Genomic DNA, 21,919 nt, shown 5'->3' with positions numbered 1-21,919 from the left:
AGGAGGGCAAGACAATGCCATTTATTTTACAAACAAGTGGTCTTTCTAAAAAGATCGGTAGTAAGGCACTTGTCACTGATGTTAATATTCATATTCCAAAAGGGGAAATTTATGGTTTTCTTGGTCCTAACGGAGCTGGTAAAACCACAGTGATGAAGATGATTACTAACCTTTGGAAACCTACCAGTGGGACTATTGAGGTGTTTGGAGAGGTATTGACTCCAAAATCCTATGAAGTCTTAAAAAGAATGGGAAGTATCATCGAGTTTCCCACCTTTTATGACCACATGACCGGGCGTGAGAACTTACAGCTTCATTGTGAGTATATGGGCTATTACAATGTTGACAGTGTTGAAAGTGCGTTGCAAATGCTGGACTTGACATCAGCAGCCGATCAGCCGGTCAAGAACTATTCCCTCGGCATGAAAGAACGCCTTGGAATTGCAAGAGCCATTATGTGCAAGCCGGAACTGCTTATTCTCGACGAACCCACAAACGGCCTTGATCCAGCAGGAATGAAACAAATCCGTGATTTATTAAAAACACTTTGTTCGGAGTACGGTATTACCGTTATGATTTCAAGTCACATTTTATCTGAAGTGGAGAGTATTGCGGATACCGTTGCTATTATCCATCACGGAAAAATGATGAAAGAAATTCGTATGCAAGATATTGAGGAAATGAACCTCAATTATGTGGAGCTTTCTGTCACGGATGAAAAGCGGGCTGCCTATGTCTTGACTGAAAAGTTGGGTCTGCAAAATTTTAAGATTCTTGACAGCGGTAAAATTCGCATATATGACCATGCAGCGTCTACCCAGCAGTTGACGAAAATACTGGCTCTGAATGATGTTGAAGTTGTGAGCATTGGAAAGAAATCTGAAACGCTGGAGGACTACTTCTTGAAGCTGACCGGGGAGGTGAAATATCATGCTTAAACTCATTAGGCTGGAATGGAAAAAGAATAATGTAGGCAAGTACATTCGCAATGTGGTTATCATGTCGGCTCTGATCTGCCTGTTCATATTTGCCCTTTGCTATTTGGGAATTGCCAATGATCCTGATACGGGTCTTCCTGATGCGGCGCCGGGTAACAGTGCGATTTCTTCCTCTATCGAGCTGTTTACAAGCATGGCTTTTCTGGTGTTTACCAGTGTCATGTTGTCCACATACATTGTGAGCGCCTATAAAAACAAAACCATGAACTTAATGTTTGCGTATCCAATTAAGCGACAGAAAATTCTCGTTTCTCAAATGTTAGCTGTATGGATTTTCAATTTCGTGGCTCTGGTGCTGACAAAACTATTGATTTACGGCTGCATTTTACTTGGTGCACAATTCATGGTTTCCTCATTCCCACTGGACTACAACATGGCAAGTATGGGGTTCTATATTCAGTTACTCTTAAAGTCCGTTGTCATTGTAACCATGAGTTTTATCGCCTTGTTTATTGGTATGGCTATGAAGTCCTCAAAAGCTACCATCGTATCATCTTTTCTGCTGATTTTTTTGACACAGGCTAATGTGGGCGATTTTTCTTTGGCGGATAATGCCATTCTTCCTGTTGTACTTATGGTACTTTCCTTAATCTTTGCGTTTCTCTCGATTTACAATGTGGAAACTAAGGATTTGAACTAAATGCTCAACGAAATGAAAGTTCTTATAGTGATGCCAATTATAAATTGATATTAAGAGTTAATTAAACTGCCGGACGACGGCAAAAGAAAAAAAGCCGTCGTAGAGCAGACAATTTGACACGCCCATTTGAAACGGCGGCTTTGATTTTCAGAGCCGCCGTTTCTTTGCGTTTACACAAACCAATGACGACTTACAGGGACACGGTAGCCGATTGGAGGTTATATTAGCGTGTCTCGGTTGCTTTTTCAAAACTCATATGGTTTACATCAGTTAAAAAAAGCATTGCTGTTACGCCTGATAAGTTTAGCATTGCATCGGTATTATCATTCCGTGTAATTCAGTATAATAGCGGTTGCTATGGGTGCGTCAGTTTTCCATTGTGGAAAACGGGCGTTTTTTGTTGCCAATTTTTAGAAAATACTTCGACAATATGTCGATGTCGTGCCCCACCTACTGATCTGAATTCAAAAAATTCAGATCGGAGGAAAGGACATGGAAGGTAGACAGCCAAAAAGAAGAAAAGATAAATATAACCCATATGAAATCTATGAGAAGGACGGAAAATATTATGTTTCATTCCGCAATGGTGAAAAAGAGTACAAGGATTTGGAAATAGGAAAGAATGTATATGAGGCTTTTAATATGTTTGAATTGCAGGACGTGTCGCATATGAATGTTGTGGACAGGCATCTGGAACAGTCAGAAATCTGGGATTCCAGTTTATATGAACGGGTATTTCAGAAAGAGGAAGGTGTAGAGGATACTGTTCTGAATAAACTGGAAACGGAACGGTTACATAGTGCAATCCAGCAGTTGTCGGAAATTCAGAGAAGACGATTGATGAAGTATTATTTTGAAGATAAGAATTATGAGCAGATTGCACAGGAAGAAGGCTGCTCTTTTCAGATGGTAGCAAAGTCTGTAAAAGCAGCAATCAGAAATTTGAAAAAGATTTTGAGATAGTGGGTTGAAAAATAGCGTTTAAGTGAGGAAACAGGTGGAAAGAGAAATATTCTGATCCGCCTGTTTCTTCTTTTGTCACGAAAAGACTGGGGAGCGGGACGAACCTTGACAAATTCATATACATTCATCAGACACATTCCTGTTGTTATCGTGATGAGCGTAAGCCACATTAACAGATACGCCATAACACAGGCTGGGTAAAGGCAGCGAAATCCCACCCGTATACTTCCTTTTGGTTTCAGTTTGTATTGCTCAGACTGTTGAGCGAAAAATGTTTGGTTATAATTGTCAGATTGCTTCTGGCAGGGCGATGACAGACAACAGGCATAATGATACTCCTGTCCGGTCATAAAGTCGTGTATACAAAATATTTCTTTGATGCCGCAACAAGTGAGGGCAGCTTCAGGAGATCCCTGGAGAGGAAAAATCCCAATCCCATATATTTATTTTAAATAAAATCCTGTGGAGCTGATTAGCAGTCAGCCGTCTGATGATTTCCCAATTACAAGTCGGGACGTCGGGGACAAATAGGCTTGTATTTTACATATTTAGGGATAACAACAGTTAGAAAGTCGAGAGGAGATAAAGCAAAGATGGAAGATAGAAACGTCAGGCGTGGGGATATTTATCATGCCGACCTTGATCCTGTATTTGGGAGTGAACAGGGCGGTTATCGTCCGGTGCTGGTGATTCAGAATAATATAGGAAATAAATACAGTCCGACAGTGATTGTGGCGGCAATTACAAGTAAAGAAAAAATGAAACTGCCGACACACATTGCAATTCCAGAAATCGAAGGTCTGGAAAAGGATTCTGTAGTGCTGTTAGATCAGCTTAGAACTTTAGATAAAAGACGGTTGGAAAATTATGTATGTACGTTGAATCGGGTAGAAATGGAGAAAATCAATAAAGCAATCCGAAGAAGTACCGGGATACCGAAAATCATTGAAAAACCGTTAGTCGTGAGCCTGTGCAGAGTATGTGCAGGCAATTTTTATGATGTGCCGGAATATTATATCCGGCGGGTGAATCCAGAACAGAGATATAAGGATACATGTATGTTCTGCAATGTCCGGAATGGGTACGACTATTATATAGGAAGAAAGAACAAGTAACACGTAAAAGTCAAGTGTGCGATTTAAAAATTCGCACATTGGACGCTGTAGACGAAAATGGATATCTTAGTGGTGTACCGTTTTTAGATGTTACACAGCTAAAAACTACCGGTAGTAAAGCGCAAAGATTAGGACGAGGAGGATAACGTCATGGCAATGATAGAGAATGAAATGGAAAAGAAAGTATATAAAGTAGAAGATGTTCAGAATTTGCTTGGACTGGGACGCTCCAAGGCGTATGAATTTATAGAAAATGTTTATTATGATAGAAAACCATTCCGGGTGTTGAAGATTGGCAGATCTTATCGTATCCCATGCAATTCTTTTGATAGGTGGCTGAATGGAGACGAGGAGAGAGAAAGAGTGAGAGCAGAATGAAACAGAAAGAAACGCAGCAGGAGACAATGTCAAAGGAAAAGAGAGTTGTCTTTTTTGAAGGAAAATCATGGTATCACAGAACCAAAGAGCTGCAGGACGATCTGACGACAAAATATGGGAAAAAAGGTGGATTTGAAACGCCGGAAGAAGCAGAGAAAAGTTACTGGGAATATGAAAAGAGATACCAGAAGAAGCAGAGAAATCTCCAGATTGCAAAAATGCAAAAGACAGATGTGATGCTTGGGGATTATCTGGAATACTGGTTTGAAAATATTTTCAGTCCGAGAATTGAGACAACCACAAGAATGGTTGGAGCATATACCTTATATAATCTGATTCTTCCGAGTATGGAAGCGGATATCAAATTAAAATACATTTCAGTAGAGTATTTAGATGCTCTACTGGAACGTGTCGCGAAAATTTGTCCTTCAGCAGGAAATAAAGGGCGAGAGCTTTTGAGCATCGCCATGAAAGATGCAGCAGGAGATAAGTTCATAAGCTATAATCCAATGCCTGAGACAAAGCCATATTCGAGAGCAAAACCAAAGGTAAGGGTATTAAGCAAAGAAAAATTGAAAGTTTTTCTTGAAGCTGGGAGCAAGAATCCTTGGTATCTAGAAATTTTACTGGGACTGTTTTGTGGGTTACGAAAAGGAGAAATTCTTGGATTGAAATTTCAGGATTTTGATTTTGAAAAACAGACCGTCAGAATTAGCAGACAGCTTGTTGGAAACCTGAAACTGAAAGAAAAAGAATTTACGGTTACGGAATATGCTGTTATTGAAAGGAATCCAAAGACTGAGAACAGCTACCGGATATTGAGAGTGCCAAAAGTGGTGATGCAGGAAGTAAAACGCAGACAGCAGTTGATTGAATTGCGAAAAACTGATCCGGGCATAGAATACAAGAATTTTGATTATGTATGTTGTCAGGAAAATGGCGAACCCCGATCATTAACGGCAATGAATCAGGCACTTACGAAAATCTGTAACAGAAATGGATTGGCAAATATCACCGTACATGGACTCAGACATATGTTTGCGACCATTTTAATTGAACTTGGAGTTCCATTGTTTAAAATATCTGGTCTGTTAGGTCATAGTTCCGTTCATACGACTTACGAATATTATTGTGAGATTATGGACGAGCAAGATAAGATTATTGCGTTTGTAAATAATACATTTGTACCACAACAAACCGGAACGGAGGGATAGCCATGCATAAAACCTTTGACTTTAAGAAATATGTAGAATATAAGGTCTATTCGGTGACAACAATCAAAAAGGGATATGGATTTCGTGTGTTGCTGACGTTTGCAGACGAAAGTACAAAGACGCAGCAACATGCGGGATTCACGACCAAAAGAGAAGCCAATGCATTTCGTGATGAAGTCATTGGACAGCTACATACCGGAACCTATATTGTGTATGGGAAAATCCGGGTAGAGGAGTTTATGATCTTCTGGCTGGAAGATATTATGCGTCCCCGAATAACAGACGACACATATACAACTTACAAAAGTGCCATTAGGAATTATATTGTTCCACAGCTTGGAAAAATGTATATGTCTACACTGAATCAGGGTTATATCAGAAAATTATATAATACAGTTGCAGAAAAGTACGAATCAGTTGCGAAAAATGTCAGGACGATCATGAAAACATCATTGGAGTATGCATTTAACAAAAATGTATTGGCAACTAATCCTGCGAAGGGAATCAATTTACCGAAGAAAATAAAAAAGACAGAGTATCGTGTTCTGAAAATCGACGAAAAGAAAACATTGACACTTCCGCAGGTGCTACAGTTGATTGAGGCCAGTAAAGAAACATCGATTCATATGCAGATTTTATTTGCTGTATTGATGGGGCTCAGAAGAAGTGAAATCAACGGTTTGAAATACAGTGATGTCGATTACATTCACAGGACGTTGAGAGTAGAGCGTCAGTTGGGAAAGAAGCCAAACAGTAAAGCAGAAGACTGTGCACCTAAGATGCTGACAAAGCAGGAAATTAAAACAAAAACACCTGCTGGTGTGCGTGAACTTCCAATACCGGATTATGTATTTGAAGCAATTCTGGAAGAACGGAAAACTTATGAGAAGAACCGCAGACGCAGACCAAAAGAGTTCCGGGACTGGAATTATATTTGTTGTTCTACATATGGGAATCCAAGGAGTAAAGGCTTTCATCAGAAATACTATAAAGACTTGTTGAAATCCTTGGATTTGCCTGATATTCATTTTCACCAGTTGAGAAATACCTATGCAACTATTTTGCTGAAGAATAGCTTTAATTCAAAAGGTGTTTCGCATTTATTGGGACATGCCAAGGAAATCATATCAGTAGATGTTTATGGAGATACGCAGGAAATCATAGAAGACTGTCTGGATATATTGGAACCATTTATTGAAGAAGTTATTCCAAAAGAGCGGAAAGATCAGTATTATGATTATTCAGAAGTGATTGAAATAGACTTAATCCTGGAGGAATATTTCAACGCAGCATGATAAAAAATAGAATAGTAGTAAGAGAGAAAAGTACAAATAAGAATCGAACATTTGTACTTTTTTCTTGCCTTCATCTATATACTTTCAAAAAAATGTCTGATATAATAGGGACTGTTACAAGAACAAACAGTAAAAATATGACAGAACCGGAGCCTGGTATCATCAGGTATTTCCGAGTGCTGTTTTATCCGCAAAAATCAGTTTTGTGACTTTTATTCGTAACGAGGTGAAAAGGACATCTATTCACCATAAAATAAGCTTTTCGTTACGAATCTGATTACGAATTTTTGGCTGATATTGGTCATAGTAAAAGTCACAAATGGAGGAATTTACCATGAATGAGTTCAAATTAAAAGCCCCATATAAGCCAACCGGAGACCAGCCACAGGCGATTGCAGAGCTTGTGAAAGGTTTCAAGGAAGGCAACCAATGCCAGACTTTACTGGGGGTTACGGGTTCTGGAAAGACTTTTACGATGGCAAACGTGATCCAGCAATTACAAAAGCCGACACTGGTCATCGCTCATAATAAAACACTTGCTGCGCAGCTCTACGGAGAATTCAAGGAGATGTTCCCCGATAACGCAGTTGAATATTTTGTCTCCTATTATGATTATTATCAACCGGAAGCTTATGTGCCGTCTTCTGACACTTATATTGCAAAGGATTCGGCAATCAATGATGAGATTGATAAACTGCGTCTTTCAGCCACTTCTTCTTTGAGTGAAAGAAAAGACGTCATTATTGTTTCGAGTGTTTCCTGTATTTATGGAATCGGAAGTCCAAAGGATTACCAGAACATGATTATTTCTCTGCGTCCGGGAATGGAAAAAGACCGGGATGAGGTTGCTCGGGAATTGATTGATATTCAGTATGATCGCAATGACATGGATTTTCACAGGGGAACATTTCGGGTGCGGGGAGATGTGTTGGAAATTTTCCCTGCGGATTATACGGATACAGCGGTAAGAGTAGAATTTTTTGGAGATGAGATTGACCGTATTACAGAAATTAATGTACTGACCGGAGAAATAAAATGCCAGTTAAATCATATCGCAATTTTCCCGGCTTCGCATTATGTCGTTCCGATGGAGCAGATAAAAAAGGCAGCCATTCATATAGAAGAAGAGTTAGAAGAACGGGTGACATATTTTAAAAGTGAGGACAAATTATTAGAGGCGCAGAGAATTTCAGAGCGTACAAATTTTGATATGGAAATGTTGAAAGAAACCGGTTTTTGTTCGGGAATTGAAAATTATTCCAGACATTTATCCGGCTTAGAGCCGGGACAAGCACCATATACGCTCATGGATTACTTTGGAGATGACTATTTAATTATCGTAGATGAGTCTCATAAAACGGTTCCACAGATTCGGGGAATGTATGCCGGAGACCGTTCCAGAAAGACAACACTGGTGGATTATGGATTTCGTCTGCCATCGGCACTGGATAATCGTCCGCTTAATTTTGAAGAATTTGAAAGTAAAATTGACCAGATTTTATTTGTATCTGCTACACCGGGGGAGTACGAGGAACAACATGAACTCTTAAGGGCAGAACAGATAATACGTCCGACAGGACTTTTAGATCCGATGGTGGAAGTACGTCCGGTAGAGGGACAGATTGATGATTTGGTTTCTGAAGTGAATAAAGAAGTCGAGAAAGGAAATAAGATACTGATTACCACACTGACGAAACGTATGGCTGAGGAATTGACGGATTATATGAAAGATTTGGGAATCCGTGTGAAATACTTACATTCTGATATTGATACGTTAGAGCGGACACAGATTATCCGTGATATGCGTTTAAATGTATTTGATGTTTTGGTTGGAATCAACCTTTTAAGAGAGGGACTGGATATTCCGGAAATTACATTAGTTGCAATTCTGGATGCAGACAAAGAGGGATTCCTGCGTTCCGAGACCTCACTGATTCAGACAATTGGTCGTGCGGCAAGAAATGTAGAGGGACATGTCATTATGTATGCAGATGTGATGACGGATTCCATGAAGATGGCAATCAATGAGACGATGCGTCGCCGTAGTGTACAGGAGGAATATAATAAAGAACATCATATCACACCGCAGACTGTTAAAAAAGCGGTACGAGATTTAATCAGTATTTCCAAATCGGTTGCCGAGACAGAAGAAAAATTAGAGAAAGACCCTGAGTCTATGAGCAGAAAAGAATTAGAAAAATTAATTAAAGAAGTCGAGAAGAAGATGCGAAAAGCAGCGGCGGATTTGAATTTCGAGGCAGCAGCAGGGCTTCGTGACAAAATGGTGGAACTGAAGAAAAATCTGGAAGAAATGGATTGATTTCCGCTCGAAGTCAAGTGGATATTCGCAATCCGCTACACTGCTTGCTCATAACCAAATAGCTGCTACGCAGCTTATCAGAAGGGGCTTGCCCCTCCTGATACAAGCAAGTCCCCACCCCTGCTTATTGCTTTTCGCAATTGAAGCAGGGGACTTACTTGATTTGGTTAAAAAAATAAAAAAAATTTCGTAAAGCTCTTGACAAATAAATGGGTCAGTGCTATCTTAAGAGCATAGATGTTAGCACTCCACTACGACGAGTGCTAACAATTAAAAAAGAAGCAGAAAGGAGATTAAAATGGAAAGTGAATTGGATGAGCGAAAACGAAAAATTTTAAAAGCCATAATCCAGACCTACCTTGATACCGGAGAACCGGTTGGTTCAAGAACGATATCAAAATACACAGACCTGAATCTCAGTTCTGCAACCATCCGAAATGAAATGTCAGACCTGGAAGAACTGGGTTACATTCTTCAGCCGCATACATCGGCTGGAAGAATTCCTTCTGATAAAGGATATCGGTTATATGTCGATGAACTGATGAAGGAAAAAGAAAAAGAAGTTTCGGAAATTAAAGATTTGATGATAGAAAAGACCGATAAAATGGAAAAAGTATTACAGCAGGTAGTAAAAGTACTTGCAATAAATACAAATTATGCCACAATGATTTCCGGTCCGACCTATCACAGAAACAAACTTAAATTCATTCAGCTCTCTAAAGTGGGTGACAATCAACTGCTTGCGGTTTTAGTAACCGACAGCAATCTGGTAAAGAATCAGATGATTGATTTACAGGAGCCTATGAGTGATGAAACAGTTTTAAAATTAAATCTGCTTTTAAATACGCAGTTAAATGGTCTTACAATCGAAGAAATCAATCTGAGCATGATAACCCGGATGAAAGAACAAGCCGGTATCCACAGTGAAGTGGTTGGCAGTGTGATTGATGCGGTAGCTCAGGCGATTGCGGAAGACAAAGATGAGGTTGAAATCTATACAAGCGGTGCGACAAACATTTTCAAGTACCCGGAACTAGCAGATACCTCAAAAGCCAGTGAATTGATTTCAGCATTTGAAGAAAAACATGCGCTTGCGGATTTAGTAAAAGATTCGATGAGTTCAGAAGAAAACACAGGAATTCAGGTTTATATTGGAAATGAAAGTCCGGTACAAACCATGAGAGACTGCAGTGTAGTGACTGCGACTTACGACTTGGGTGAGGGCATGCAGGGAACAATCGGAATCATCGGACCGAAGAGAATGGATTATGAAAATGTAGTAGATAATCTGAAAACGCTGAAAACACAATTAGACCATATATTTAAGAAAACATAGAAAGGCGGAATGGATTCGTGTCAGAAGAAAAAGAATTATATGATGATAAAAACGATGATGTAACAGCCGAGACAGAAACAGAAGAAACCGAAGAAGTTACAGAAGAAAGCTGTGAGGCAGAAGAAAATTCTGAAGAAGCAGAAACAGAAGAAAAATCTGAAGAAAAGAAAGGATTTTTCAAAAAGAAAAAAGATAAAAAAGATGAAAAAATCGAAGAGCTGACTGACCGTGTAAAACGTCAGATGGCAGAATTTGATAATTTCAGAAAACGTACCGAGAAAGAAAAAGCTTCCATGTATGAAATCGGTGCAAGAGAAATTATTGAAAAGATTCTTCCGGTTGTAGATAACTTTGAAAGAGGTCTTGCAGCAGTTCCGGAAGAAGAAAAAGACAGTCCGTTTGCAGACGGAATGACAAAGATTTACAAACAGATGATGACTGTATTTGAAGAAATGGGTGTCAAAGCCATTGATGCAGTCGGAGAAGAATTTAATCCGGATTACCACAACGCAGTAATGCATGTGGAAGATGAAGAAGCCGGAGAGAATGTAGTAGTAGAAGAGTTCCAGAAAGGATATCTCTATAAAGACCATGTCGTAAGACACAGCATGGTAAAAGTAGCAAATTAATCAATTATATCTGATTTTTAAAATCAGATTTCATCTTATAAATTGATAGAAAACTTGGAATTGATATAGGAGGAAAAAATCATGAGCAAGATTATTGGTATTGACTTAGGTACAACAAATAGCTGTGTAGGTGTTATGGAAGGTGGACAGCCAACTGTTATCGCAAATGCGGAAGGCGCAAGAACAACACCATCTGTTGTGGCATTTACAAAAACAGGTGAAAGATTAGTCGGTGAGCCGGCAAAACGTCAGGCAGTTACAAATGCTGACAAAACAATCTCTTCTATCAAGAGACACATGGGTACAGATTACAGAGTAACAATTGATGATAAGAAATATTCTCCACAGGAAATTTCCGCAATGATTCTTCAGAAACTGAAAGGTGATGCAGAAAACTATCTTGGTGAAAAAGTAACAGAAGCTGTTATCACAGTTCCGGCATATTTCAATGACGCACAGCGTCAGGCAACAAAAGATGCCGGTAAAATCGCAGGTCTTGATGTAAAACGTATCATCAACGAGCCTACAGCAGCAGCACTTGCTTACGGTCTGGATAACGAAAAAGAACAGAAAATCATGGTATACGACTTAGGTGGTGGTACATTTGATGTTTCCGTTATTGAAATCGGTGACGGTGTTATCGAAGTATTATCTACAGCTGGTGATAACCGCCTTGGTGGTGATGACTTTGACCAGAAGGTTGCAGATTACATGATTTCTGAATTTAAGAAAGCAGAAGGTGTAGACCTTTCCGCAGATAAAATGGCAATGCAGAGAATCAAAGAAGCAGCAGAAAAAGCGAAAAAAGAACTTTCTTCTGCAACAACAACAAATATCAACCTGCCATTCATCAGCATGAATGCAAATGGACCTCTGCACTTCGATATGAACCTGACAAGAGCAAAATTTGATGAATTAACACATGACCTTGTAGAAAGAACAGCAGAACCGGTTCGCCGTGCATTATCTGATGCAGGAATCAATGCTTCTGAATTGGGTCAGGTACTGTTAGTTGGTGGTTCTACACGTATCCCGGCTGTACAGGATAAAGTAAAAGCCTTAACAGGAAAAGAACCAAGCAAGAGCTTAAACCCGGATGAATGTGTTGCACTTGGTGCATCTGTGCAGGGTGGTAAACTTGCCGGAGATGCAGGCGCAGGTGATATCCTTCTTCTGGATGTTACTCCACTGTCACTGTCTATCGAGACAATGGGTGGTATCGCTACAAGACTGATTGAGAGAAATACAACCATTCCTACAAAGAAGAGCCAGATTTTCTCTACAGCAGCAGATAACCAGACAGCAGTAGATATCAACGTAGTTCAGGGTGAAAGACAGTTCGCAAGAGATAACAAATCCCTTGGTCAGTTCCGTCTGGATGGAATCCCGCCAGCAAGAAGAGGTGTTCCGCAGATTGAAGTTACATTCGATATCGATGCAAACGGTATTGTAAATGTTTCCGCAAAAGACCTTGGAACAGGAAAAGAACAGCACATCACAATTACAGCTGGTTCAAATATGTCTGATGATGAAATCGATAAAGCAGTCAGAGAAGCCGCTGAGTTCGAAGCTCAGGATAAAAAACGTAAAGAAGCAGTTGATACAAAGAATGATGCAGACGCTATGGTATTCCAGACAGAAAAAGCAATGGAAGAAGCTGGCGATAAATTAGATGCAAATGATAAAACAGCAGTAGAAGCTGACTTAAATGCATTAAAAGAAATCCTGAATGGCTGTGCAAACACCGATGAGATTACAGATGCCCAGATTGCTGACATCAAAGCAGGTAAAGAAAAACTGATGCAGAGTGCACAGAAACTCTTTGCTAAAATGTACGAAGGTGCACAGGGAGCAGCAGGTGCTCAGGCAGGTCCGGGACCAGAGGCAGGTGCAGGCGCAGGAGCAAATGAAGCTTATGGCGATGATGTAGTTGACGGAGATTACAGAGAAGTATAAAATTGTCAGTAAATAAAAGATATGGGGCATGGGGTGCTGACAGGCGCTCCATGCCTAAATGTGTGTATAGAAAGGATTAAAACCAATGGCGGATAAGAGAGATTATTATGAGGTGCTTGGTGTCGACAGAGGCGCAGATGATTCTACCATAAAAAGTGCATATCGTAAGCTGGCAAAAAAATATCATCCAGACGTAAACCCAGGTGATAAAGAAGCAGAGAAAAAATTTAAAGAAGCTTCCGAAGCTTATGCAGTATTAAGTGATGCAGAAAAGAGAAAACAGTATGACCAGTTTGGACATGCCGCATTTGAAAATGGCGGTGGCGGAGCCGGCGGATATGGTGGCTTCAGCGGATTTGACGGCGCAGATATGGGTGACATTTTTGGAGATATTTTTGGAGATTTATTCGGCGGCGGTGGTCGTAGAAGAACGAATAATGGTCCAATGAAGGGCGCAAATGTCAGAGCCGGAGTTCGTGTTACATTTGAAGAGGCAGTCTTTGGATGTGAAAAAGAACTGGATTTAAATTTAAAAGAAACCTGTGAAACCTGTCATGGAACAGGTGCAAGACCTGGAACACAGCCGGAGACCTGTCCAAAATGTCATGGAGAAGGTCAGGTTGTCTATACACAGCAGTCTATGTTCGGAATGGTTCGGAATGTTCAGACTTGTCCGGATTGTCAGGGAACCGGTAAAATCATTAAAGATAAATGTACCGATTGCCATGGTACAGGATATGTGTCCAAACATAAGAAGATTCAGGTAAGTATTCCGGCCGGTATTGACAATGGACAGAGTATCCGTATCCGTGATAAAGGTGAACCGGGAACAAACGGAGGACCAAGAGGAGATTTGCTTGTAGAAGTTATGGTAGCTCGTCATCCGATTTTCCAGAGACAGGATATGAATATCTTTTCTACTGCACCAATTACTTATGCACAGGCAGCACTCGGTGGAGAAGTCCGCATCAGTACGGTAGACGGAGACGTTATGTACGATGTCAAACCCGGAACGCAGACCGATACCAAAGTCCGCTTAAAAGGAAAAGGTGTACCGTCCCTTAGAAATAAAAACGTACGTGGTGACCATTATGTTACACTGGTTGTTCAGGTACCAACTAAGTTAAATGAAGAGGCAAAAGAAGCACTTCGTAAATTTGATGCCGCCTGCGGAAATCGTCCAAAAGAAGAAAAAGAAGAAACTCCGGAAAAGAAGAAAAAAGGCGGATGGGAAAAATTCAAAGAAACCATTAAAGAAACATTTGAAGATTAGTAAAAAGAGAAGAAAATTTGTGATTGTTTCACATTTTTTCTTCTCTTTTTTTCGTTGCAATCTAAAAAAATTTCCCTTATAATAGGAATGTTAAATAGATAAAGTGGGAGAGTTTATGAGAAAATGGGCAGCATAGTGGTTCTAAAGCAGATGGTGATGATATTTGCGCTGATTATACTTGGATATTTCATGTATAAAAGGAAGTTTGTATCAGAAATGGTGATGAAGGATTTATCAGCAATTGTTGTAAACATCTGCTGCCCTGCAATGATTCTTGCAAGTGTGTTTCAGGATATGTCAGATATTTCCAGAAAAAATGTAGGGATTGTAACGGGAATTGGTATTGTGTATTATGTTCTGTTGATTGTGTTTGGTTATGCATTTGTAAAGATTTTTCGGGTACAGACGAAGGAAAAAGAAGCATATGTTTTGATGAGCACGTTTGGAAATGTTGGATTTATCGGATTTCCGGTATCACTCGCAATTCTTGGACATAAATCAATTTTGTATGTGGTGATTTTTAATTTTCTGTATAATATTTTTATCTTTACATTTGGGATTGCATTGGTAAGAAAGGGAACAGAAGGCGATAAAAAACAGTCCTGGACAGATATTTTTACACCCGGTTTTGTCTGTTGCATTTTTGCATTTTTGATTTACTGGTTTCAGCTTACCGTTCCGGAGACGCTTCAGAATATCGTAACTTACTGTGGAAATGCCTGTACGTTTCTTTCTATGATGGTAATCGGAGCATCTGTAGTGGGGTTAAATCCGAAAAAAATAATTGAAAATCGAAAGCTTATGCTATTTGAATTATTGCGGTTTCTGGTCTTACCGGTTTTAATTGCAATTTTGTTAAAACCAATTCTTCCAGATTATATTATGCGTGCAACCATTATTTTAATGTTGGCTCTTCCAACCGGAAATATGCCGGTTATGTTAGCGGAACAATATAATAAAGATGCACATACAATATCAGAGGGAATTATTTTGTCGACTGTATTATCGGTAGTGACAATAACGATTGTATTTATGTTTGTATAAGAGAGTATAGATAAAGAAAGGAAAGACTAACTATGAAGTGGAATAAAATTACTTTGGAAATCAGAGAAGAAGTAGAAGATATTGTCATTTCCACCCTTGCGGACATCGGGCTTGAAGGTGCGGAAATTCAGGACAAACAGCCGTTATCCGAACAGGATAAAAAGCAGATGTTTGTAGATATTCTTCCGGATATGCCGGAAGATGATGGGGTTGCATATCTGAATTTTTATCTGGATGAGGATGAAGATGTCAATGCAATGCTTGAAAAAGTAAAGGCAGAATTAGAAGAGTTAAGAATGTTTGTAGACATCGGTTCCGGAATGATTACACTTTCCCAGACCGAAGACAAAGACTGGATTAACAACTGGAAACAGTATTTCAAGCAGTTTTATGTAGATGATATCTTGATTATTCCATCCTGGGAAGAAGTAAAAGAAGAAGATAAAGACCGAATGATTATTCATATTGACCCAGGTACAGCGTTTGGAACAGGTATGCATGAGACCACACAGCTTTGTATCCGTCAGTTAAAGAAATATGTGACAAGCGAGACAGAACTGCTTGATGTCGGAACAGGAAGCGGAATTTTATCGATTGTAGCATTGAAATTAGGAGCAAAACATGCAGTCGGAACAGACCTTGATCCTTGTGCAGTTCCGGCAGTAGAAGAAAATAAAGAGGCAAATGAGATTCCGGTAGAAGCTTTTGACATGATGATTGGAAATATCATTGATGATAAAGAAGTACAGGATAAAGTTGGCTATGAAAAATATGATATCGTAGTTGCTAATATTTTAGCAGATGTATTAGTTCCACTGACTCCGGTTATCTTAAATCAGATGAAAAAAGGTGGAATTTATATTACATCCGGTATCATTGACGACAAAGAAGAAACTGTTGTAAATGCGGTAAAAGCAGCCGGTCTTGAAGTGTTAGAGGTTACACATCAGGGAGAATGGGTGTCTGTTACGGCCAGAAAAAATTAAGGAGCAAAAAATGTATCGTTTTTTTGTAGAACCGTCTCAGGTAGAAGAAACGGTCATTCGCATCTGTGGCAGTGATGTCAATCATATCAAAAATGTACTGCGGATGAAAACCGGAGAGGAAATCCTGATTAGTACCGGAGAGACAATGGAATATACGTGCTACATCGAAGAATTTTTAGAAGATGAAGTTACTGCGCATATCATGTATGCACAGGAAGCAGGATATGAACTTTCTTCTAAAATCTATCTGTTTCAGGGACTTCCAAAGTCAGACAAAATGGAATGGATTATTCAAAAGGCAGTAGAGCTGGGTGTGCATCAGGTGATACCGGTGGCAACTAAGCGAGCAGTTGTGCGTCTGGAGGGAAAAAAAGAGGTAAACAAGCAGCGTAGATGGCAGGCAATTTCGGAAAGTGCGGCAAAGCAGTCCAAACGTATGTATGTGCCGGAAGTCAGTCATGTGATGAGTTTTAAAGAAGCCCTTGCTTATGCAAAAAATCTGGATGTGATTCTTTTACCTTATGAGCGTGCAAAAGGGATGCAGGAGACAAAAGCAATCATAAACAGTATAAAACCAGGTCAGTCGATTGGAATTTTCATAGGACCGGAAGGTGGTTTCGATGAAAAAGAAGTCGAACAGTCAATGGATGAGGGTGCAAAAGCAATCACTCTTGGAAAACGAATTTTACGAACAGAAACAGCGGGATTGACAGTGCTTTCAGTTCTGATGTTTGCTTTGGAGGAATAAAATAAAATGGAAGCATATCTTGATAATTCAGCAACCACACAATGCTTTGAAGAGGTAAGAGACATTGTAGTAAAAACTATGATGGAAGATTATGGAAATCCCTCTGCAATGCATAAAAAAGGCGTGGAAGCAGAACAGTATGTAAAAGATGCGACAGAAAAAATTGCAAAAACTTTAAAAGTTCAGGAAAAAGAAATTTATTTTACATCAGGCGGAACAGAATCCGATAACTGGGCACTTGTTGGATGCGCTTATGCAAATCGCAGACAGGGAAAACACATTATTTCTACCGTGTTTGAACATGCAGCAGTTTCAGCACCGCTTGCAGCATTAGAGGAACAGGGATTTGAAATAACAAAAATTCCGGTTGATGCAAACGGAATTCTTTCGATGGAAAAACTGGAATCTGCAATCCGTCCGGATACAATTTTAGTTTCTACGATGTATGTCAATAATGAGGTAGGAGCAGTTGTTCCGGTGGAAGAGATTGGAAAGCTGGTTCATGAAAAGAATCCGAAAACAATTTATCATGTAGATGCAATTCAGGGTTATGGAAAATTCCGTATCTATCCAAAACGGATGGGAATTGATTTGTTATCTGTAAGCAGTCATAAAATTCATGGACCAAAAGGAGTTGGATTTTTATATGTAAATGAAAAAATAAAAATTCAGCCGATGATTCTTGGCGGTGGACAGCAAAAAGGCATGCGTTCCGGTACAGATAATGTTCCGGGAATTGCAGGGCTTGGAGTGGCAGCGAAGAAGATTTATGAAGATTTCGATGAAAAAATTGAACAGTTAAGGGAAAATAAACTGTATCTTGCAAAGAGACTTCAGGAACTGGACAATGTCTTTATCAATGGTCCAAAACCAGAAGATGGAGCACCTCATATTTTAAATGCAAGCTTTGTCGGAGTCAGAAGTGAGGTTCTGCTTCATACCTTAGAAGAAAAACAGATTTATATCTCAGCGGGAAGTGCCTGCTCCAGCCACAAAAGAGCCGCAAGTGCAACTATGCTTGCGCTTGGAGTCTCAGCAGAACGCAGAGAATCTGCAATCCGTTTCAGTCTAAGCGAGATGACAACAAAAGAGGAACTTGATTATGCGGTAGATGAAATCGCAAAAGTACTTCCGGTGCTTCGGAAATTTGCACGACATTAAGATGTAAAAGAAGTTAATGAGATAAAAAAGAATAAAAGACAATATTATGAAGTGAAAGGAAACGATATGTTCAAAGCATTTTTGATAAAATATGCAGAGATTGCAATTAAAGGAAAAAACAGATATATTTTTGAAGATGCGCTTGTAGACCAGATTCGTCATGTATTAAAAGAAGTAGATGGCGAATTTTCAGTCGTAAAAGAGCGTGGTCGAATTTATGTCTATGCAGACAGTGAATTTGATTATGATGAGACAATAGAGGCATTAAAACGTGTCTTTGGTATCTTTGGAATTTGCCCGACTGTAGTATTAGAGGACAAAGGCTATGAAGAGTTATCCAAAGAAGTGGTTGCTTATGTGAAAGAGATGTACAAGGATGAGCCAAAAACCTTCAAAATGGATGTGCGTCGTGCAAAGAAAAGCTATCCGATGACTTCTATGGAAATGAACGCACAGCTTGGCGGGGATGTACTGGATTCCTGTCCGAATATGAAAGTGGATGTGCATGAACCGGATGTGATGATTCACGTGGAAGTCAGAGATAAGATTTATCTGTATTCTGAAGTAATTCCGGGACCGGGAGGTATGCCGGTTGGAACAAATGGAAAAGCGATGCTGTTATTATCCGGCGGAATCGACAGTCCGGTTGCCGGATACATGATTGCAAAACGTGGTGTTAAGATTGATGCTGTATACTTCCATGCTCCGCCATATACAAGTGAAAGAGCAAAACAGAAAGTCGTAGACTTGGCAAAATTAGTAGCAAAATACAGTGGACCGATTCATCTTCATGTTGTAAACTTTACAGATATCCAGCTGTATATTTACGAAAAATGTCCGCATGAAGAATTAACCATTATCATGCGTCGTTATATGATGAAAATTGCAGAAGAATTTGCAAAAAAAGACGGTTGTCTCGGATTGATTACAGGAGAAAGTATCGGTCAGGTGGCAAGCCAGACAATGCACAGCCTTGCTGCTACAAATGAAGTCTGCACCATGCCGGTATTCCGTCCGGTGATTGGATTTGACAAACAGGAAATTGTAGATGTGGCATTAAAAATCAATACTTATGAGACCTCGATTTTACCGTTTGAAGACTGCTGTACAATCTTTGTTGCGAAACATCCGGTTACAAAACCAAATCTGAAAGTAATTAAACGCTCAGAAGAGAAGTTACAGGATAAGATTGAAGAAATGATGATACAGGCTGTAGAGACAGCAGAGACGATTGTGTGTGAGTAAAATTTGCAATAATAAAATAATAAGAGTCATACAGAATTGTGTGGCTCTTAAGATTTCTTTATTAATGAGTGAAAAGCAGAAATAGAAAAAAGGACTGTTAAAACAGTCCTTGGTTTCTATCATCCATTTTATATTAGTCTACTAAATATGGTTTTAAGACAGTAAGAATATCGTCTAAAGCACCATCAGTTGCATGGATGTTTAAATCAATAGATTTGGATAAATCTAAGCTGAAGATACCCATGATAGATTTTGCATCGATTACGTATCTTCCTGATACTAAATCAAAGTCATAGTCAAATTTTGTGATTTCATTTACAAATGATTTCACTTTGTCGATAGAATTCAGAGAAATTTTAACTGTTTTCATTGGACAAATCCTCCCTTACAATCAGTGTTTTTTGCTTTTTACAAGCATAATGTTACCGTTAATGGGGCAAAAAGTCAATATCTAAAAGAGAGAAATAAAATACAAATAATTCGGAAACTATTCGTCAAAACGCTTAAGAATAAATAGGAGTAAAATAGAAATATATGGAAAAGAAAGTTGCATTGCACAATTTAGGATGTAAAGTAAATGCTTATGAGCTTGAAGCAATGGAACAAATGCTTAAAAATGCGGGGTATGAAATTGTACCATTTGCGCCTGGAGCAGATATTTATATCATTAATACCTGTACGGTTACAAACATTGCAGACCGCAAATCAAGACAGATGCTTCATAAGGCAAAGAAAATGAATCCTCAGGCAGTTGTTGTGGCAGCAGGCTGTTATGCGCAGGCGCAAAAAGGAGAAGAAATTGACGAGGCAATTGATATTGTGCTTGGAAATAACAGAAAGCAGGATTTGATTGCCGTGCTGGAAGAGTATCAAAGCGGAAATGGTCAGAAGGAAGAGAGAATAGACCTTGAAAAACCGGTAGAATACGAAGAACTGGAGCTGGCTTCCACAGGAGAGCACACCAGAGCTTATTTAAAAGTACAGGACGGATGCAATCAGTTCTGCAGTTACTGTATTATTCCTTATGTCAGAGGTCGTGTCAGAAGCCGTAAGAGAGAGGAAGTCATAAAAGAAGTAGAACGTCTGGTAGCACTTGGATATCAGGAATTTGTCTTAACCGGAATCCATTTAAGTTCTTATGGGATTGACTGTGAGGATAGTCTGTTAAATCTGATTGTGGCAGTACAGAATGTTGAGGGTGTAAAAAGAATTCGTCTGGGTTCTTTAGAACCGCGTATTATTACAGAAGAGTTTGTAAAGACCTTAAGCAGTCTGCCGGCTATCTGTCCGCATTTTCATTTGTCTTTGCAGAGTGGATGCACGGAAACTTTAAAACGAATGAACCGTAAATATACCGCAGGAGAATACTTAGAAGGATGTCGTCTGCTTCGGAAATATTTTGACCATCCGGCACTGACAACCGATGTAATTGTAGGATTTCCGGGGGAAACAGAGGAAGAATTTAAATCCTCTAAGGAAATGGTGTCAGAAGCTAAATTCTATGAGACTCATATTTTTAAATATTCAAGAAGAAAAGGCACAAGAGCAGATAAAATGGAAAATCAGATTCCGGAACAGGTAAAAGCAAGCAGAAGTCATGAGATGATTGAGCTTGGAAAAGCACATCAGAAAGAATATATGGAATATTATCTTGGAAAACAGGTTGAGATTTTATTTGAGGAAACAACCGAGATTAATGGACAGACTTACTGGGTCGGTCATACAAGAGAGTATATAAAAGTTGCTGTTTTATCAGAAAAAAATCTGGAGAATCAGCTTGTAACAGGAGAAATTACCGAATTTCTTCAGGATGGGATTTTTAACTGCCGAATATAATGGTTGAATTTCCTAGAAAGATATATTAAAATAGTGGTAAAGTTTTAGATAAGGGCGTGATAATATGGGAAATTTAGATAGTACACAATATTTTAATGTAAAAGGCGATCCGGAAATCAGAGTAAAAGATGTTTTGGATTTGGTATACAATGCGATGGCAGAAAAAGGATATAATCCGGTGAATCAGATTGTCGGATATATTATGTCAGGAGACCCGACTTATATTACGAGCTACAAGGGAGCAAGAAGTACAATTATGAAAGTGGAGCGCGATGAACTTGTAGAGGAACTTTTAAAAGAATACATTAAAAATGAGTCCTGGAAGCACGAGTAAGATTATGAGAGTGATGGGACTGGATTATGGCTCTAAGACTATCGGGGTGGCAATCAGCGACCCTTTAGGTCTTACAGCGCAGGGAATTGAAATTATTCGTCGGGAAGAAGAAAATAAGTTAAGAAAATCCCTTCGCCGGATAGAAGAACTGATTAAGGAATATCAGGTAGAAGAAATCGTTCTGGGATTTCCGAAAAACATGAACAATACAATTGGAGAACGGGCGGAGAAATCGCTGCAGTTAAAGGAAACACTGGAAAGAAGATGTAAACTGCCGGTAATTATGTGGGATGAGAGACTGACAACTGTTGAAGCAAACCGTACACTGATGGAAAGTAAAGTGCGCAGGGAGAACAGAAGTAAATATGTGGATATGATTGCTGCAGTATTTATTCTGCAGGGATATCTGGATTCAAAAGCAAACCCGGGTACAGTTTAATTTCGGTTA

The 21,919-nt window shown here is 39.3% G+C and carries 21 protein-coding genes; 20 read left to right on the top strand and 1 reads right to left on the bottom strand.

The annotated features are described in order from the left end of the window. The first annotated feature begins 14 nt into the window (after positions 1 to 14). The 17 genes from ACYQ2D_RS07130 (at position 15) to thiI (ending at position 19,301) form a co-directional block, all read left to right on the top strand. A complete protein-coding gene (locus ACYQ2D_RS07130; protein ID WP_117539969.1) occupies positions 15 to 938 on the top strand; it encodes an ABC transporter ATP-binding protein in 924 nt (307 codons plus the stop codon). Further along, positions 931 to 1,638, top strand: coding sequence for an ABC transporter permease (locus ACYQ2D_RS07125; protein ID WP_337597466.1), 708 nt, complete (start codon positions 931 to 933; stop codon positions 1,636 to 1,638). The genes ACYQ2D_RS07130 and ACYQ2D_RS07125 overlap by 8 nt, the downstream gene beginning before the upstream one ends. A 492-nt stretch (positions 1,639 to 2,130) precedes the next feature. Then, positions 2,131 to 2,601 carry an RNA polymerase sigma factor gene (locus ACYQ2D_RS07120; RefSeq protein ID WP_459785017.1) on the top strand — a complete coding sequence of 157 codons (471 nt, stop codon included), beginning with the start codon at positions 2,131 to 2,133 and terminating at the stop codon, positions 2,599 to 2,601. Positions 2,602 to 3,194: 593 nt separating this feature from the next. After that, entirely contained in the window at positions 3,195 to 3,716 is a 522-nt protein-coding gene (locus ACYQ2D_RS07115) for a type II toxin-antitoxin system PemK/MazF family toxin (protein ID WP_337597464.1), read from the top strand. A 150-nt stretch (positions 3,717 to 3,866) separates the two neighbouring features. Then, positions 3,867 to 4,094 (top strand): helix-turn-helix domain-containing protein, encoded by a 228-nt coding sequence (locus ACYQ2D_RS07110; protein WP_021739058.1) that lies wholly within the window; start codon positions 3,867 to 3,869, stop codon positions 4,092 to 4,094. Further along, complete coding sequence (locus ACYQ2D_RS07105; RefSeq protein WP_337597461.1) at positions 4,091 to 5,308, top strand: site-specific integrase; 1,218 nt, start codon at positions 4,091 to 4,093, stop codon at positions 5,306 to 5,308. Before ACYQ2D_RS07110 ends, ACYQ2D_RS07105 begins: the two co-directional genes overlap by 4 nt. Positions 5,309 to 5,310: 2 nt before the next feature. Then, entirely contained in the window at positions 5,311 to 6,603 is a 1,293-nt protein-coding gene (locus tag ACYQ2D_RS07100; protein WP_337597459.1) for a site-specific integrase, read from the top strand. Between the two features lie 334 nt (positions 6,604 to 6,937). Then, positions 6,938 to 8,923: an excinuclease ABC subunit UvrB gene (gene uvrB, locus ACYQ2D_RS07095; protein ID WP_459785016.1), complete on the top strand. Its 1,986-nt coding sequence runs from the start codon at positions 6,938 to 6,940 to the stop codon at positions 8,921 to 8,923. 298 nt (positions 8,924 to 9,221) lie between these two features. After that, complete coding sequence (gene hrcA / locus ACYQ2D_RS07090) at positions 9,222 to 10,259, top strand: heat-inducible transcriptional repressor HrcA (RefSeq protein ID WP_459785015.1); 1,038 nt, start codon at positions 9,222 to 9,224, stop codon at positions 10,257 to 10,259. Between the two features lie 17 nt (positions 10,260 to 10,276). Continuing rightward, the gene (gene grpE / locus ACYQ2D_RS07085; RefSeq protein WP_022304741.1) at positions 10,277 to 10,888 is read left to right on the top strand and encodes a nucleotide exchange factor GrpE; all 612 of its coding nucleotides are present in this window, start codon (positions 10,277 to 10,279) and stop codon (positions 10,886 to 10,888) included. 81 nt (positions 10,889 to 10,969) lie between these two features. Beyond that, on the top strand, positions 10,970 to 12,844 hold the full coding sequence (dnaK, locus tag ACYQ2D_RS07080) for a molecular chaperone DnaK (protein ID WP_022304740.1): 1,875 nt from the start codon (positions 10,970 to 10,972) through the stop codon (positions 12,842 to 12,844). Positions 12,845 to 12,929: 85 nt separating this feature from the next. Then, positions 12,930 to 14,117, top strand: coding sequence for a molecular chaperone DnaJ (dnaJ, locus tag ACYQ2D_RS07075; protein WP_117454952.1), 1,188 nt, complete (start codon positions 12,930 to 12,932; stop codon positions 14,115 to 14,117). A 123-nt stretch (positions 14,118 to 14,240) separates the two neighbouring features. After that, positions 14,241 to 15,161 (top strand): AEC family transporter, encoded by a 921-nt coding sequence (locus ACYQ2D_RS07070; protein WP_022304738.1) that lies wholly within the window; start codon positions 14,241 to 14,243, stop codon positions 15,159 to 15,161. 32 nt (positions 15,162 to 15,193) lie between these two features. Next, on the top strand, positions 15,194 to 16,147 hold the full coding sequence (gene prmA, locus ACYQ2D_RS07065) for a 50S ribosomal protein L11 methyltransferase (protein ID WP_022304737.1): 954 nt from the start codon (positions 15,194 to 15,196) through the stop codon (positions 16,145 to 16,147). A 10-nt stretch (positions 16,148 to 16,157) separates the two neighbouring features. Further along, positions 16,158 to 16,895, top strand: a complete 738-nt coding sequence (locus ACYQ2D_RS07060; protein ID WP_187558307.1) for a 16S rRNA (uracil(1498)-N(3))-methyltransferase — start codon at positions 16,158 to 16,160, stop codon at positions 16,893 to 16,895. A gap of 6 nt (positions 16,896 to 16,901) precedes the next feature. Continuing rightward, on the top strand, positions 16,902 to 18,056 hold the full coding sequence (locus ACYQ2D_RS07055) for a cysteine desulfurase family protein (RefSeq protein ID WP_459785014.1): 1,155 nt from the start codon (positions 16,902 to 16,904) through the stop codon (positions 18,054 to 18,056). 66 nt (positions 18,057 to 18,122) lie between these two features. Then, positions 18,123 to 19,301, top strand: coding sequence for a tRNA uracil 4-sulfurtransferase ThiI (thiI, locus tag ACYQ2D_RS07050; RefSeq protein ID WP_022304734.1), 1,179 nt, complete (start codon positions 18,123 to 18,125; stop codon positions 19,299 to 19,301). Between the two features lie 133 nt (positions 19,302 to 19,434). Here the strand turns inward: thiI and ACYQ2D_RS07045 are convergent, their stop codons facing one another. Then, positions 19,435 to 19,671, bottom strand: coding sequence for an HPr family phosphocarrier protein (locus ACYQ2D_RS07045; RefSeq protein WP_022304733.1), 237 nt, complete (start codon positions 19,669 to 19,671; stop codon positions 19,435 to 19,437). A 164-nt stretch (positions 19,672 to 19,835) separates the two neighbouring features. Between ACYQ2D_RS07045 and mtaB the strand changes: the two genes are divergently transcribed. From mtaB to ruvX, 3 genes are all read left to right on the top strand, one after another. Then, complete coding sequence (mtaB, locus tag ACYQ2D_RS07040) at positions 19,836 to 21,137, top strand: tRNA (N(6)-L-threonylcarbamoyladenosine(37)-C(2))-methylthiotransferase MtaB (RefSeq protein ID WP_117454958.1); 1,302 nt, start codon at positions 19,836 to 19,838, stop codon at positions 21,135 to 21,137. Between the two features lie 64 nt (positions 21,138 to 21,201). Beyond that, entirely contained in the window at positions 21,202 to 21,471 is a 270-nt protein-coding gene (locus tag ACYQ2D_RS07035) for an IreB family regulatory phosphoprotein (RefSeq protein WP_022304731.1), read from the top strand. A 4-nt stretch (positions 21,472 to 21,475) separates the two neighbouring features. Then, positions 21,476 to 21,910 (top strand): Holliday junction resolvase RuvX, encoded by a 435-nt coding sequence (ruvX, locus tag ACYQ2D_RS07030; RefSeq protein WP_022304730.1) that lies wholly within the window; start codon positions 21,476 to 21,478, stop codon positions 21,908 to 21,910. The last annotated feature ends 9 nt before the right edge of the window (positions 21,911 to 21,919 follow it).

This window comes from Blautia stercoris (assembly GCF_054657695.1).
The sequence above is the reverse complement of the archived record's forward strand: the minus strand, read 5'-3'. Positions and strand labels throughout refer to the sequence as shown.

Coding starts and splice junctions, on each gene's coding strand:
- hrcA (WP_459785015.1), top strand. CDS start 9,222: ATGGAAAGTGAATTGGATGAGCGAAAACGAAAAATTTTAAAAGCCATA.
- ACYQ2D_RS07110 (WP_021739058.1), top strand. CDS start 3,867: ATGGCAATGATAGAGAATGAAATGGAAAAGAAAGTATATAAAGTAGAA.
- dnaK (WP_022304740.1), top strand. CDS start 10,970: ATGAGCAAGATTATTGGTATTGACTTAGGTACAACAAATAGCTGTGTA.
- ACYQ2D_RS07105 (WP_337597461.1), top strand. CDS start 4,091: ATGAAACAGAAAGAAACGCAGCAGGAGACAATGTCAAAGGAAAAGAGA.
- ruvX (WP_022304730.1), top strand. CDS start 21,476: ATGAGAGTGATGGGACTGGATTATGGCTCTAAGACTATCGGGGTGGCA.
- dnaJ (WP_117454952.1), top strand. CDS start 12,930: ATGGCGGATAAGAGAGATTATTATGAGGTGCTTGGTGTCGACAGAGGC.
- ACYQ2D_RS07055 (WP_459785014.1), top strand. CDS start 16,902: ATGGAAGCATATCTTGATAATTCAGCAACCACACAATGCTTTGAAGAG.
- ACYQ2D_RS07120 (WP_459785017.1), top strand. CDS start 2,131: ATGGAAGGTAGACAGCCAAAAAGAAGAAAAGATAAATATAACCCATAT.
- ACYQ2D_RS07060 (WP_187558307.1), top strand. CDS start 16,158: ATGTATCGTTTTTTTGTAGAACCGTCTCAGGTAGAAGAAACGGTCATT.
- ACYQ2D_RS07035 (WP_022304731.1), top strand. CDS start 21,202: ATGGGAAATTTAGATAGTACACAATATTTTAATGTAAAAGGCGATCCG.
- ACYQ2D_RS07125 (WP_337597466.1), top strand. CDS start 931: ATGCTTAAACTCATTAGGCTGGAATGGAAAAAGAATAATGTAGGCAAG.
- ACYQ2D_RS07045 (WP_022304733.1), bottom strand. CDS start 19,671: ATGAAAACAGTTAAAATTTCTCTGAATTCTATCGACAAAGTGAAATCA.
- ACYQ2D_RS07070 (WP_022304738.1), top strand. CDS start 14,241: ATGGGCAGCATAGTGGTTCTAAAGCAGATGGTGATGATATTTGCGCTG.
- prmA (WP_022304737.1), top strand. CDS start 15,194: ATGAAGTGGAATAAAATTACTTTGGAAATCAGAGAAGAAGTAGAAGAT.
- ACYQ2D_RS07100 (WP_337597459.1), top strand. CDS start 5,311: ATGCATAAAACCTTTGACTTTAAGAAATATGTAGAATATAAGGTCTAT.
- thiI (WP_022304734.1), top strand. CDS start 18,123: ATGTTCAAAGCATTTTTGATAAAATATGCAGAGATTGCAATTAAAGGA.
- ACYQ2D_RS07115 (WP_337597464.1), top strand. CDS start 3,195: ATGGAAGATAGAAACGTCAGGCGTGGGGATATTTATCATGCCGACCTT.
- uvrB (WP_459785016.1), top strand. CDS start 6,938: ATGAATGAGTTCAAATTAAAAGCCCCATATAAGCCAACCGGAGACCAG.
- ACYQ2D_RS07130 (WP_117539969.1), top strand. CDS start 15: ATGCCATTTATTTTACAAACAAGTGGTCTTTCTAAAAAGATCGGTAGT.
- mtaB (WP_117454958.1), top strand. CDS start 19,836: ATGGAAAAGAAAGTTGCATTGCACAATTTAGGATGTAAAGTAAATGCT.